The organism is Microbacterium sp. CIAB417, from assembly GCF_022788845.1.
Genome location: NZ_JAHZUT010000001.1, coordinates 523,995 through 537,273 on the forward strand (window position 1 = coordinate 523,995; position 13,279 = coordinate 537,273).

A 13,279-nucleotide genomic window follows, 5' to 3' on the forward strand; every position below is an offset into this window, starting at 1 on the left:
AGAGCGGTCTCCGCCGTGTCCGGACGGTGTTCGCTGGGGGCATGTCGTCCGAACCCATCGCCCTTCCTGCCGCAGTGCAGCCGCCCCGTCGCCCGCCGATCCCCTTCGTCGCGGCTCTCGTGCCGGTCGCCGCGGGGATCGTCCTGTGGACAGTGACCGGATCGGTCCTGTCGTTGTGCTTCGCTCTGCTGGGGCCGCTGATGATCGGCGGATCGCTGCTCGACGGCATCCGGCAGCGTCGACGTGAGCTCAAGCGCCTGACCGTCGCGGCGGAGGACGCGTGGGCTCGCGCCGAGGCCGAGATCACCCAACGTCATCTCGAGGAGGGGGAGCGGCTGTGGCGCCGCCATCCGGATGTCGCGCGCTGCCTGATCGCCGAGCCGCTGCACGACGACCATCCGGTCGACGCCGGCACCGTCGTCGTGATCGGGCGCGGTGAGCGGACCAGCGAGACCCGGGTGACCGGAGGCGACGACGGCCGCGGGCGCGAGCTTCGTCGCCGCGCCGCCACGCTGGTCGACGCCCCCGTCACCGTTCCGCTGGGACGCGGGGTGTGCATCCGCGCCCCGCGTCCGGTGGGCCTCGCGATCGCCAGGGCGCTGCTCGCTCAACTGTGCCTGCGCCACCTGCCGGGCAGGCTCGCCCTCGTCGGACCGCTGCCGGAGGGGTGGGCCTTCGCTCAGGCGCGCTCGTCGCCGCGCGGTGCTTGGCGGGTGAGCATCGGGTTGGACGCCCCGGCCGCCGTCGCCGACTCCACGATCCGGGTGTGCGGGCCCGACGACCCGGTCCCGGACGGCATAACGACTGTGATCGACTGCGTGGATCCGTCCGATGCCCTGCTGCGCATCGGCGACCGCACGCAGCGGATCACCGCCGAATGCGTGTCGGCGGCGCAGCTGCAGGCGCTGGCGCTGGCCAGTGCCGATCGCGCGGTCGGGGAGGCAGAGCTTCCGGATCGCGTGAGGCTGTCCGACCTCGCCGCGGAACCCGGCGGTATCCTACCTGCGGTGCTCGGCACGGGGGTGGATGCCGCGGCCGCCGTCGACCTGGTCGCCGACGGACCGCACGCCATCGTCACCGGGATGACCGGCGCCGGCAAGAGCGAACTGCTGATCACCTGGGTCGCTTCGCTCGCCCGGACGCACGGCCCGGATCAGGTCGTGTTCGTGCTCGCCGACTTCAAGGGAGGCACCGCCTTCGATCCGCTCGCCGGCCTGCCGCACGTGACGGCCGTGCTGACGGACCTCGACGAGGACGGAGCCCGCCGCGGGGTGGAGAGCCTCACGTCCGAGCTGCGACGCCGGGAGCGTGTCCTCGCGGAGGCCGGCGCCAAGGACATCTCCGGGACCGGCGTGCGGATGCCGCGCCTCGTGATCGTCGTGGACGAGTTCGCGGCACTCGTGCAGGAGCATCCGGATCTGGGCGCGGTGTTCACCGACATCGCCGCGCGCGGCCGCGCTCTCGGGATGCATCTGATCCTCGGCACGCAGCGCGCGGCCGGTGTGATCAGAGACGCCCTGGCGGCCAACTGCCCGTTGCGCATGTCCCTGCGCGTCTCGGATCCCGCGGACAGCCGACTGGTGATCGGATCGGAGGCGGCGGCGGAGCTCGAGGGCGGTTCGCGATCGCGCGGCATCGCGTTCGTGCGCCGGCCGCAGGATGCCGAGGCTGCTCCTCTCCGCGTCGCGCTGACCGGCCCCGAGGACCTGCGAGCGATCGGCGCTCTCTGGTCGCACGCCGAACGACCGTCCGGGCCCTGGCTCCCGGCGCTCCCGACTCGTCTGCCGCTTCTCGAGCTGCCCGGCACGGCCGAGGGGGAGATCGCGATCGGACTCGCCGACGAGCCGCACCGGCAGCGACAGCCGGTGATCACCCTGCGTCCCGGCCGCGAGCGCGGTCTGGGGGTGATCGGCGGGCCGGGGGCGGGCAAGAGCTTGCTGCTGCGGGTGCTGCGGAGCCAGGAGGCCGGCGCGTTCACGATCCCCGCGGACCCCGAGCACGCGTGGGACGTGCTCGGGGCACTGGAGCGCGGCGAGGAGCCGGCGCGGCTCGTGCTGTGCGACGACCTGGATCGCCTGCTCTCGGCCTATCCGACGGAGTACGCGCTGGCGTTCGCGGAGCGCTTCGAGCAGTTCGTGCGGGCGGCCGAGGAGCGCTGCGTGGTCGTGACGGCGGGGCGCGCATCCGGGGCGACGGCGCGGATCCTGGATGCGCTGTCCGAGAGGCTGCTGCTGCGGCTTCCTACCCGCGGCGATCATCTCGCCGCGGGAGGTGAGTCGGCGACGTTCCGGCGCGACCGGCCACCCGGACGCGGGCATCTCGGCGAGCGCGAGGTGCAGGTCGCGTGGGCCGATCCGGGAATGGAGGCCGCGTCGTCCGCGGGCGCGGCGGCGAGCGCCGAGTCCCGTGCCGGGTGGATCCCGCAACGGCGCCTGGTCGCCGTGATCAGCACGGGCGCCGCCGGCCTGCTCGACGCCCTGCGTGAGGCCTATCCCGCGTGGCAGGTGGTGCCCGCCGGGCCTGCCGCCGTGCAGTCCGCGGGATCCGGGAACGGCCTGCCCACGCGGCCGGGGGACGACCCTCACACGAGACCACGGGATGAACCGGGGGCGGAACTCGGGAACGACCTGCGCACCCGGCCCGGGGACGACCCGCGCACCCGGCCCGCCGGCATCCCCAGCGGGCGGCCCGGAGACGCAGGCTGCATCATCGTCGGCGACGCGGAGAGCTGGCAGCGGGACTGGACGCGCTGGCAGCGCGTCCGCGCCGAAGGGGAGATCCTCGTGCTGTCCGAATGCGCGGCCCAGCTGCGCACCCTGGTCGGCGTCCGTGAGCTGCCGCCCTACGCGCGCCCTCACCAGGGGCGCGCGTGGCGGGTACTGGACGGCGGACCGCCGGAGCGGGTCATCCTGCCGAGAGGATCCGCCGGCTGAGTCAGAGCAGGTCGGAGACCGGCACCAGCTCCGATCCGTGCGCGGCGGCCACACCCGGGTTCACGACGTGGCCACTGGTGACATTCAGCCCAGCGGCCAAGGCCGGGTCCGCCGACATGGCCGCACGCCACCCGCCGGACGCGATGGCGCGCGCGTAGGGCAGCGTGGCGTTCGTGAGCGCCGAGGTCGACGTGTTCGGGACGGCTCCCGGCATGTTCGCGACGCAGTAGAAGACGGTGTCGTGCACGGGGAACGTCGGATCGTCGTGCGTCGTCGCGTGGGTGTCCTCGAAGCACCCGCCCTGATCGACGGCGATGTCGACGAGTACGCTGCCCGGTCGCATCTGCGCCACCATGGCGCTCGTGACGAGCTTCGGTGCGCGCGCACCCGGGATGAGCACCGACCCGATCACGAGATCCGAGTCCACGACGGCACGACGCAGATCCAGCGGATTGGAAGCGGCCGTCTTCACGCGGCCGGCGAAGTGATCGTCGAGCATCCGCAACCGGGGGATGTTGGTGTCGAAGATGGTGACATCCGCGCCCATGCCGCTCGCGATGACCGCGGCGTTCGCTCCGGCGACACCGCCGCCGATGACCGTGACACGTGCGGGCCGCGTGCCGGGGACACCGGACATCAGCAGGCCGAGACCGCCTTGAGAGCGCATCAGCGTGTGGGCGCCGACGAGCGGCGCCAGACGACCGGCCACCTCGCTCATCGGAGCCAGCAGTGGCAGCCCGCCTCCGGGCAGCTGCACCGTCTCGTACGCGATCGCCGTCATGCCGGAAGCGACCAGCCGCTCGGTGAGCGGCCGATCGGCGGCGAGGTGCAGATAGGTGAACAGCACGAGGTCCTCGCGGAAATGACCGTACTCCTCGGCGATGGGCTCCTTGACCTTCATCACGAGCTCGGCCCGCGCCCAGACCTCCGCCGGGTCCTCGACGAGGACGGCTCCGGCCCCGGCGTACTCGGCATCCGGCATCGACGATCCGGCACCGGCACCCGACTGGACCACGACCTCATGACCCGCCTGCACCAGGTCGTGCACGCCGGACGGGGTCAGTGCGACCCGGTACTCGTTGTTCTTCACCTCGGTGGGGACGCTGATCCTCATCGTGGCTCCTTTCCTCCCCTCCTCATCGAGGGGGTTCACCGCCCCTGGTGGGGGCTCAGACGGCGACGCCGGGGCGGATGACCCCGACATCGCTCCCTCCGCCGGTGACGGCGAGGGGAAGTGCTTCGGCGAGCGACCGGACGTCCGCGTCGGCCAGCGCGCCGGCCCGGGCGAGCAGCGTCGCCGCGACGATCGTGGAAGCGCGCGGCGATCCGTCCAGCATCTTCAGCGCGACCGTGGTCCCGTTCGGGGCGACCATGACCATGACGCCCTCCGCACCGCCCTTGGCGAACACGCCGAGCGTCTCGATCGCGATGGTGTCCGGACGCCCTGGACCTTCGATCGTCCACGGATGCTCGCGCACCGTGCGCACGAGCGTCCCGGCGACCCGGTGCAGGGCGAAGGGGGAGCGGTCCGAGGCCGAGCCGATGCGGTGGATGGCGCGCGCGAGACCTGTGAGCGTCATGGCGTACACGGGAGCACCGCATCCGTCCACCGCGGTGTGCGCGACCTTCTCACCCGTGAGACGCTCGATCACCTCGCGGATGTGCGCCTGCAGCGGATGCGCGGGATCCAGGTACCCCTGCGTCGGCCACCCGGTCGCCACGCACGCGCGCAGCATCGCGGCGTGCTTGCCGGAGCAGTTCATCCGGATTCGTGCGGGGGAGCCGTGTTCCCGCACCAGTTCGTCCCGCGCTGTCGTGTCCGACGGCCATGCCGGAGGGCAGGCGAGATCATCCTCGGTGAGCCCTCCTTCGACGAGCATGTCGCGCACGGTCGCCGCGTGCCGGTCGGTGCCGACGTGGCTCGCCGTCGACAGGGCCAGCTGCTCGCCTTCGAGCGCAGCGCCCGCTGTGACGCAGGCGATCGCCTGCAAGGGCTTGAGGCTCGACCGCGGAAGGATCAGCGCGTCCGCGTTACCGAGGCGGGAGACGACATCGCCGTCGGGAGACAGGACGACCGCGGCGCCGGCATGGCGGGATTCGATGAAGCCGCTCCGCTCGACGACGGCGAGTTCGACGGCATCCGCGACGGTGAGAGTCTCCAGCACCCGACCAGCTTAGGCCAGACTGAGGGTATGAGCCTGGGCGAACACCACTACGAACTCACATCGACCTGGACCGGGAATCGGGGGAGCGGGACGAGCGGATACCGCGACTACGCGCGCGACGTCACGATCGAGATCGCCGGAAAGAGCGAGCTGCTCGCCTCCTCGGACAAGCCGTTCCGCGGCGACCCGACGCGCTGGAACCCCGAGGACCTGCTGCTCGCCGCTCTGTCGGAGTGCCACCTGCTGTCGTACCTGCACGCGTGCGTCACAGCGGGCGTCGTCGTCGTCTCGTACCGCGACAGGGCGACCGGCGTGATGCGCGAGGACGGCCGAGGCGGAGGAGCGTTCGCCGAGGTCGTGCTGCACCCCGAGGTCGTCGTGGCGGAGGCGTCGATGATCGAAGCGGCCGAGAACGCGCACGCCCAGGCGAACGCCTGGTGCTTCATCGCCAACTCGGTGAACTTCCCGGTGCGCCATGAAGCCGCGGTGACCGCGGCGACCTGATCAGCGCCGCTCGTGCGGCAGGGCCTGCTTGATCTTCTCGATCGTGCCCTGAGCCGGCGCCTCGTTGTAGGCGTCGGCGAGCTCCTGTCCGCTCAGCGCATGGATCGCGGCCATGATGTCGTCCGTCGCGAGACGACGTGCCCTGCCGCTCGACGCCGGACCGTGCGACGAGACGTCGATCGGCTCGCCGAAGCGCACCGTGATGCGTTCGCGCAGGGACGGCATCTTCGCGCCCTTCGGCATCACGCGGTCTGTGCCGATGAGACCGACCGGCACGACAGGGGCGCCGGTCTGCAGTGCGAGGAACGCGACGCCGGTACGGCCCTTGTAGAGCCGGCCGTCGGTGGAGCGCGTTCCCTCCGGGTAGAGAGCGACGGCGAGGCCGTCGTCGAGGAGCTTGCGCTGCTGATCCAGCGCGTCGAGCGCGGCCTGACCGGCGCCGCGGCGCACCGGGATCGCGCCGATGGACTGGAAGAACGTCCGACTCAGGGCGCCGCTGATGCCGGTCCCCTCGAAGTAGCTCGACTTGGCGAGGAAGTGCACCGGCCGGGGAGCTGCCACCGGGATCGCGATCGAGTCGATGAAGGACAGGTGGTTGCTGGCGAAGATCACCGGTCCGGTACGGGGAACGTTGTCCCTGCCCTCGACCCTGGGCCGGTAGACCAGGCGCGCGAGCGGGCCGATGACGGCGCGGCCGAGCGCGTAGGTGAAGCCCGCACGACGCGGACTGTCGGACTCTTCCACCGGCGTTTCGGGCGCGTCGGACGGCTCAGAGGTCATCCTGCCAGCCTACGCCCGAGATCATTCCGTGACCGGAATGCACCGCCGGTTCGTGCGACACGGCGACTCCCAGCGCGAGCAAAGGCGAGATGCGCCAGGATAGGGGGGTCCCATCCCCGACTCGAGGTCTCACTGTGCGCACGCGTCCGATCGCCCTCCTTTCCACCGTCGCCGCGGCGACCCTGCTCCTGGCGGGCTGCAGCGGCGGCGCGGCGCCCGAGTCCACCGAGACGCCCGACGCGTCCGCCGACCTGTGCGCGGTGGCCGCGGCATCCGGGGATGCCTCCGACAGCGTGACGATCGACGGCACGTTCGGCGAGGTCTCCGCGGCGACGTTCGAGCTGGGCCAGACCGTCGACGAGCTGCAGCGCACGGTCGTCAGCGAAGGCGACGGCGAGGAGATCTCCGACGGCGACTACGTCTCGTACGCGCTCAGCGCCTTCGACGCCGAGACCGGCGACCGTCTCGGCGATGCGGGCTACACGGCGGCCGAGCTGCTGCCTGCGAAGATCACCGCCGACGCGTCCCTCGCCCAGGTCCTGGGCTGCGCGACGGTCGGGTCCCGCCTATCGGTCGCCTTCCCGACCAGCGACCAGGCCGCCGCTCAGTTCTACATCATCGACGTCCTCGGGATCACCCCGACCGCGGCGTGGGGCACCGAGCAGGAACCCGCCGACGGCATGCCGGCCGTGACGCTCGCCGACGACGGCGAGCCGAGTGTCGAGATCCCGGACGCGGACGCCCCGTCCGACCTCCAGATCTCCGTGCTCAAGCAGGGCGACGGCGCCGCGGTCGCCGCGGGCGACACGACGCTTCTGCAGTACCACGGCGTGAACTGGGACACCGGCGAGGTCTTCGACTCCTCCTGGCAGAACGACGGACCGATCTCCATCCAGGGGAACACGTACGTCGAGGGCTTCATCCAGGCGCTCGAGGGTCAGAAGGTCGGCTCCCAGGTGCTCGTCGTGATCCCGCCCGCGCTCGGGTACGGCGAGGCCGGATCCAGCGAGCACGAGCTGGCCGGGCAGACGCTCGTCTTCGTGATCGACATCCTCGCGAACCAGACCGCGGTCCAGTAGCGGGACGCCGGGCGCGTAGGCTGGCGGCATGCGTCGCGTCATCGTCCTCGGCTCCACAGGCTCCGTCGGCACTCAGGCGCTGGAGGTGATCCGCGCGAATCCGCGCCGCTTCGAGCTGGTGGGTCTCGCGGCCGGATCGAACGCCGAGCAGCTCGCGCAGCAGGCGGCCGAGTTCCGTGTGGAGGACACCGCGCTGGGCGCGGAGGCCGCGCAGCAACTGGTGCGCGACGTCGAGGCCGACGTCGTGCTCAACGCCATCACCGGATCGATCGGACTCGGGCCGACCCTCGAGGCGCTCAAGGCGGGTCGGACGCTGGCTCTGGCCAACAAGGAGTCGCTGATCGTCGGCGGCGATCTGGTGCTCGCCGCAGCGTCGGAGGGGCAGATCGTCCCGGTCGACTCGGAGCACTCCGCGCTCGCCCAGGCCCTGCGATCCGGCCGGAAGGACGAGGTCCGCCGCCTGATCGTCACGGCCTCTGGCGGGCCGTTCCGGGGGCGTCGGCGCGACGAGTTGGCGGATGTCACCCCGGCCGAGGCGCTCGCGCATCCCACCTGGGACATGGGGCGCGTCGTCACGACGAACTCCGCAACCCTCGTCAACAAGGGCCTCGAGGTCATCGAGGCGCATCTGCTGTTCGATGTCGACTACGACGACATCGACGTCGTGGTGCACCCGCAGTCCATCGTGCACTCGATGGTGGAGTTCATCGACGGGTCCACGATCGCCCAGGCCTCACCGCCGGACATGCGCCTGCCGATCTCCCTCGGGCTGGATTGGCCCCACCGGGTCGGCGGCGTCGGGCGTCCGATGGACTGGACCACCGCCGCGCAGTGGACCTTCGAGCCCCTGGACGACGACGCGTTCCCGGCCGTCGCGCTGGCCAAGGCGGTGGGACGAGCCGGCTCGACGTTCCCGGCCGTCTACAACGCCGCGAATGAGCAGGCGGTCGACGCGTTCCATGAGGGGCGTCTGCCGTTCCTCGGGATCGTCGACACGATCTCCGCCGTGGTGGACGCGCATGAGCCGCCGGAGACGCTCTCGGTCGCCTCTCTGCACGAGGCCGAGCGCTGGGCACGTGAGCGCGCCGACCGGATCATCGCCTCCTGATCGCCTCGCCGAACGGCGGCGCGCGACGGCTTACGTGTCGATCTGCGGGATCGCGCGCGGCGCTGCGGCGGGCGATCCCGCCTCAGGCGACGGGCCAGCCGGCGTCCTGCAGCGCCTGTCGCGCCAGGGCGCGGGCGGAGAACGGGGTGCGCACGCCGTCGATCTCGCGATAGTCCTGGTGTCCGGGGCCCGCCCAGAGGATGGCATCGCCCTCGCCGACCAGTGAGACTGCCGTGCGGATCGCCTCCTCGGGAGCCGCTACCTCGAGGATCCGGGCCGCTGTCCCCGCCCCTCGTGCGCCCTCGAGGAGAGCGGCGCGGATCGGAGCAGGCGCTTCGTAGCGCGGGTGGTGGTCTGTGACGACCACGATGTCCGCCCCTTCGGCGGCGACCCGTCCCATGACGGGACGCTTCAGCGTGTCGCGGTTGCCCGAGGCGCCGAACATCATCAGCACGCGCCCCGGCGTCACCTTCCGCACGGCGGCGAGCGTCTTCTCGAACGCATCGGGTGTGTGCGAGAAGTCGACGTACACCGCCGGGCCCGCGGAGCCCGAGACGAGCTCTGTGCGCCCGGGGAGTGCGGCGTCGATGCGGCCGTCCCGGTTCAGCGCCTCCGCGATCCGGGCGAACGGGTATCCGCCCTCCACGAGCATCGCGATCGCGAGGGCCGCGTTGGCGGCCATGTGGGCGCCGATCACGGGGATCGACGTCGTCAGCGAGGCGCCGTCGGGGGCGCGGACGGTGAAGGTCGATCCGCGCTGGTTCTCCTCGTCGAGGTGCACGGTCCAGTCCGCGGTGGCCGCGGCATCCGGGTCCGTCGCCAGCTGCGGGGCGCCGACCGTGACCACCGGGATCTCCGATCGGCGCACGACCTCCCATCCGGACGCCGTGTCGACGCACACGACGCCGCGACGCGCGCGGTCCGGGCGGAACAGCGCGAGCTTCGCCTCGAGATAGGTCTCCATGTCGCCGTAGTCGTCGAGATGGTCGTGGGTGAGGTTGGTGAAGCCCGCGACGTCGAACACGATGCCGTCGACGCGGTGCCGGGACAGTGCCTGCGCGCTCACCTCGACCGCGACGGCCTGTACGCCGCGCTCCCGCATGAGGGCGAGCAGCGCGTGCATCTCGGACGACTCCGGGGTCGTCAGGCGCGAGACGATGCTGCGACCGGCGATGTGGCGTTCGGCCGTGGAGCTCAGCCCCGTGACCACGCCGAGCTGGCCCAGGACGCCTTCGAGGACATGGGACGTGCTCGTCTTGCCGTTCGTCCCCGTCACGGCGAAGAGCTCGGGCATGTCGCGGTCCGTGCCGTACAGCCACGCGCTGATGTCGCCGAGTGCGGCGCGCGGATCGTCGGCGATGAGGGCCGGCAGGCCGCTGGATGCTGCGATCTCCGCGCCGTCGCGGTCGGTGAGGACGGCGACGGCGCCCTGCTGAGCGGCCTGCGTGGCGAATTCCGCTCCGTGCCGGCGGGCTCCGCGGATTCCGACGAACACCTCACCGGAGCGCAGATCCGCGGTCGCGAGGGAGATCCCGCGCACCACGACGTCGTCGACATGGCCTCGCACGGCGAGATCGAAGCGGGCGGCGAGCTCGCTCAGCGGATGCCGGGGAGGATTCTCCGGACGCAGGACAGGTGGCAGCGGAGCGGACTCGGGTTCTGTGGCCATGACCACACCAGTTTCTCACGCGGGCGCCGGCGCCTTCCGATCCGGATATCGAAGTCGGCGTTGCGGCGGACGGACATGGCCCGGTACTCCTGCCTGCCGAGCGCCGTGACGGCGGATCGTCCGGTTGCTCAGATCGACGCAGGGCGACAGCCGGGCCGCGTCCGGTCGGGCAACGGATCGTGCGGATACCCCGGTTCGTCCGCCCGGTGCCGAAGGCGGCGGGGACGACGGTTCGCGGCGCGCGGCGCGCCAAGGTTCGGGCTGCGGTGCGGGCCGGTCATCGGAGGACCGGCCCGCACGCGCATCAGGAGCTGCGGCGCCGGTAGGCCAGGATGGCGACGATCAGGCCGGCGACCCCGGCGACGAGACCGCCGGCGCCGAGCGCGACGGCGAGGGGATCGCCGGTCGCCGCCTCCGCATCCGTCGCGGATCCGGATGCCGCATGCTCGCCGTGTCCGTCCTCGCCGTCCGACTCGCCGGCGACGAGCGCCACCACCGGGGCCGGAGCGTCCAGATCATGCGGATCCTCGCCGTCCTCGGCGAGCTCGACCCATTCGTTGGCACCGGTCTCGCAGATCTGCTCCACGGGGAAGGCCAACGTTTCCGCCGCATCCTCTCCGGGGCGGACCTGCATGCTCACGGCACCGCGCAGATCGCTGGGCACGGGCGTCACCGCGGTGTACGTCACGGTGTCGACGAGTCCGTCGTCGCCGCGTTCCACGGCGATGTCCCAGCCGGAGTCGACGCTCGGGGAGACGGAGGCCAGGCCGTCCGGCATCGTGATCCGCAGGGCGGTCGTGGGGGAGTTCTCGCAGCCGTGCGTGAACGAGAAGGTGAGGACCGTCGCCTCGTCGGCGGCGAGGGAGTCGGGTGTCACGCCGACGTGCGCTGACGCGAGGGACGGGGCGGCGACGGCGAGGCCGGTGCCGAGGATGACGGCGAGGACGCCGCGACGGGTGAAGGACATGAGTGTTTCTCCTGAGTCTGATCTGCGTCACCACGGGCGCGGTGACGTCGTCCGCCGGCTTCCGGCGGGCGCGCGCATCGGGCACTTCTCCGTGAGGGGACGTGCGGGAGGCGCGGATCAGAATCGGGGAGGGCCGCGTCGACTGACGGTCTCGGACAGAGGCGTCAGCGTGCCCGCGAGGACGGGAGCGATCGGGGCGGGACGGACACGCGCCAGCACCGGCGGTGTTGGCAGGGTGCGCAGCAGCCGTGCACGCGCCCAGCGGGCGATGCCGCGCAGGATCCGCTCCCCGTGCCAGATCAGCAGCGCCGTCCCGATCGCCGCGAGCAGGTGCGACACGAGCATGGGCGCATCCGGAGCGGCCGCGGCCACGACCGGTCCGAGGACGACGAGGTGATGTTCGTGCCCGACGGACGGTGCGGCACGGTCGGTCAGCGTGCCGCCCAGCACCTGGAACAGGACGTGGAAGACCGCCTGCGACACGAGAACGGTGAGCACGGTGCGCACGGCGGACGGACCGCGACCGATCAACGCGGCGGCGAGCGGGATCAGCAGAACCGAGACGGCTGCGACCAGCAGCGGATGCGGCGGCATCCCGCCGCCGATCGTGTGCGAGACGGCGGCGAGGACGGTCGCCGTGGAGGACGCCGCGGCCGCGCGCTTCAGTCGCAGCTGCCGGGAGGTCACCCCTTGAGTCTATGCGCCGGACTCAGCGGATTCCTCGCCGCAGGCCAGTACGGTGATCTGGTGGAAATCCTGCTCTACGTGGTCGGCATCCTCTTCATGCTCGTCGGCCTCGGCGTCTCGATCGGGCTGCATGAGGTCGGCCACCTCGTCCCGGCGAAGCTGTTCGGCGTGCGCGTCGGGCAGTACATGATCGGGTTCGGGCCTCGACTGTGGTCCCGGTGGATCGGTGAGACGGAGTACGGCTTCAAGGCGCTGCCGCTGGGCGGGTTCATCTCGATGTCCGGCATGTATCCGGCATCCTCGGACGACCGGCCGGCCGGAGGCGTCTTCCGCACGCTGGTCCAGGACGCCCGCACGGCGAACGACGAGACCATCGCGGCAGGGGAGGAGGATCGGGTCTTCTACCGGCTGCCGGTCGTCAAGCGCATCATCGTGATGCTCGGCGGCCCGGTCATGAATCTCGTCCTCGCGATCGTGATCTTCACGGTCCTTGCCTCCGGGATCGGCCTGCAGCAGGGGACGACCACGATCGCCTCCGTCTCGGAGTGCGTGCTGCCCGCCGGCACCTCCCAGACCGAATGCGCGCCCGGCGATCCGATCGCGCCCGCAGCGGAGGCCGGCATCGAGCCCGGTGACGTGCTCGTGTCGATCGACGGCACCCCGGTTTCGACGTTCGAGGAGGCGACGGAGATCGTGCAGGCCTCCGCCGGCGAGACGCTCGATGTCGTCGTCGACCGGGACGGCGAGCAGGTCACGCTGGCGGTCACGCCGATCGCGGCCGAGCGCACGCTGACGGATGCCTCCGGGCAGCCCCTTGTCGACGAGAACGGCGAAGAGCTCGTGGCCGAGGTCGGCTACGTCGGCATGGGATCGCAGATGGGGTTCGTGCCGCAGCCGCTGAGCACCGGCTTCGAGATGACGATGGAGACGGCCGGACGGGTCACGAGCATGATCGCCACCCTCCCCGTGCGACTGTGGGATGTCGCCGTCTCGACCTTCACCGGCGGGGAGCGCGACCCGGAGGGACCGCTGAGCGTGGTGGGCGTCGGTCGGCTGGCCGGAGAAGTCGCGGCCACGGACGCGCCGGTGCTCAACCGCTTCGCCGTGCTGCTGAACCTGCTCGGCTCGCTCAACGTCGCGCTGTTCGTGTTCAACCTCATCCCGCTGCTGCCGCTGGACGGCGGACACATCGCCGTCGCGATCTGGGATGGGATCCGCCGTGGTTGGGCGAAGCTGTTCCGTCGTCCGCCTCCCGCGCCGATCGACGCGACCCGGCTGGTGCCGCTGACGGTCGTCGTCGCCACGCTGCTGATCGCCATGGGGGCTCTGCTGCTCATCGCGGACCTGTTCAACCCCGTCGACCTGCTGGGCGGGTGAATCTCCCGGC

At 71.7% G+C, this 13,279-nt stretch carries 11 protein-coding genes; 5 read left to right on the forward strand and 6 right to left on the reverse strand.

Annotation, left to right across the window (positions count from 1 at the left end; genetic code table 11):
• Positions 1-41: 41 nt before the first annotated feature.
• On the forward strand, positions 42-2,933 hold the full coding sequence (locus KYX17_RS02585; RefSeq protein ID WP_243224976.1) for an FtsK/SpoIIIE domain-containing protein: 2,892 nt from the start codon (positions 42-44) through the stop codon (positions 2,931-2,933).
• Between the two features lies 1 nt (position 2,934).
• On the opposite strand, the gene ald is transcribed toward KYX17_RS02585, so the two are convergent.
• Both ald and KYX17_RS02595 read right to left on the reverse strand, forming a co-directional pair.
• A complete protein-coding gene (gene ald, locus KYX17_RS02590; protein WP_243224977.1) occupies positions 2,935-4,047 on the reverse strand; it encodes an alanine dehydrogenase in 1,113 nt (370 codons plus the stop codon).
• A gap of 55 nt (positions 4,048-4,102) precedes the next feature.
• The gene (locus KYX17_RS02595) at positions 4,103-5,098 is read right to left on the reverse strand and encodes an asparaginase (protein ID WP_243224978.1); all 996 of its coding nucleotides are present in this window, start codon (positions 5,096-5,098) and stop codon (positions 4,103-4,105) included.
• Positions 5,099-5,125: 27 nt separating this feature from the next.
• On the opposite strand from KYX17_RS02595, the gene KYX17_RS02600 reads away from it, so the two are divergent.
• Positions 5,126-5,602, forward strand: coding sequence for an OsmC family protein (locus tag KYX17_RS02600; protein WP_243224979.1), 477 nt, complete (start codon positions 5,126-5,128; stop codon positions 5,600-5,602).
• Here the strand turns inward: KYX17_RS02600 and KYX17_RS02605 are convergent, their stop codons facing one another.
• Positions 5,603-6,382, reverse strand: coding sequence for a 1-acyl-sn-glycerol-3-phosphate acyltransferase (locus KYX17_RS02605; RefSeq protein ID WP_243224980.1), 780 nt, complete (start codon positions 6,380-6,382; stop codon positions 5,603-5,605).
• A gap of 134 nt (positions 6,383-6,516) precedes the next feature.
• On the opposite strand from KYX17_RS02605, the gene KYX17_RS02610 reads away from it, so the two are divergent.
• Together KYX17_RS02610 and dxr are read left to right on the forward strand one after the other, a co-directional pair.
• The gene (locus tag KYX17_RS02610; RefSeq protein ID WP_243224981.1) at positions 6,517-7,461 is read left to right on the forward strand and encodes an FKBP-type peptidyl-prolyl cis-trans isomerase; all 945 of its coding nucleotides are present in this window, start codon (positions 6,517-6,519) and stop codon (positions 7,459-7,461) included.
• Between the two features lie 28 nt (positions 7,462-7,489).
• Positions 7,490-8,569: a 1-deoxy-D-xylulose-5-phosphate reductoisomerase gene (gene dxr, locus KYX17_RS02615; protein ID WP_243224982.1), complete on the forward strand. Its 1,080-nt coding sequence runs from the start codon at positions 7,490-7,492 to the stop codon at positions 8,567-8,569.
• An 82-nt stretch (positions 8,570-8,651) separates the two neighbouring features.
• On the opposite strand, the gene KYX17_RS02620 is transcribed toward dxr, so the two are convergent.
• The 3 genes from KYX17_RS02620 to KYX17_RS02630 all read right to left on the reverse strand — a co-directional run bounded on the left by KYX17_RS02620 (position 8,652) and on the right by KYX17_RS02630 (position 11,892).
• Positions 8,652-10,238, reverse strand: a complete 1,587-nt coding sequence (locus KYX17_RS02620) for a Mur ligase family protein (protein WP_243224983.1) — start codon at positions 10,236-10,238, stop codon at positions 8,652-8,654.
• A 304-nt stretch (positions 10,239-10,542) separates the two neighbouring features.
• On the reverse strand, positions 10,543-11,205 hold the full coding sequence (locus tag KYX17_RS02625; protein WP_243224984.1) for a YcnI family protein: 663 nt from the start codon (positions 11,203-11,205) through the stop codon (positions 10,543-10,545).
• Between the two features lie 117 nt (positions 11,206-11,322).
• Positions 11,323-11,892, reverse strand: a complete 570-nt coding sequence (locus tag KYX17_RS02630; protein WP_243224985.1) for a hypothetical protein — start codon at positions 11,890-11,892, stop codon at positions 11,323-11,325.
• Between the two features lie 60 nt (positions 11,893-11,952).
• Here KYX17_RS02630 and KYX17_RS02635 point away from each other — a divergent pair, with 60 nt between their 5' ends.
• Positions 11,953-13,269, forward strand: a complete 1,317-nt coding sequence (locus tag KYX17_RS02635) for an RIP metalloprotease (RefSeq protein WP_243224986.1) — start codon at positions 11,953-11,955, stop codon at positions 13,267-13,269.
• The last annotated feature ends 10 nt before the right edge of the window (positions 13,270-13,279 follow it).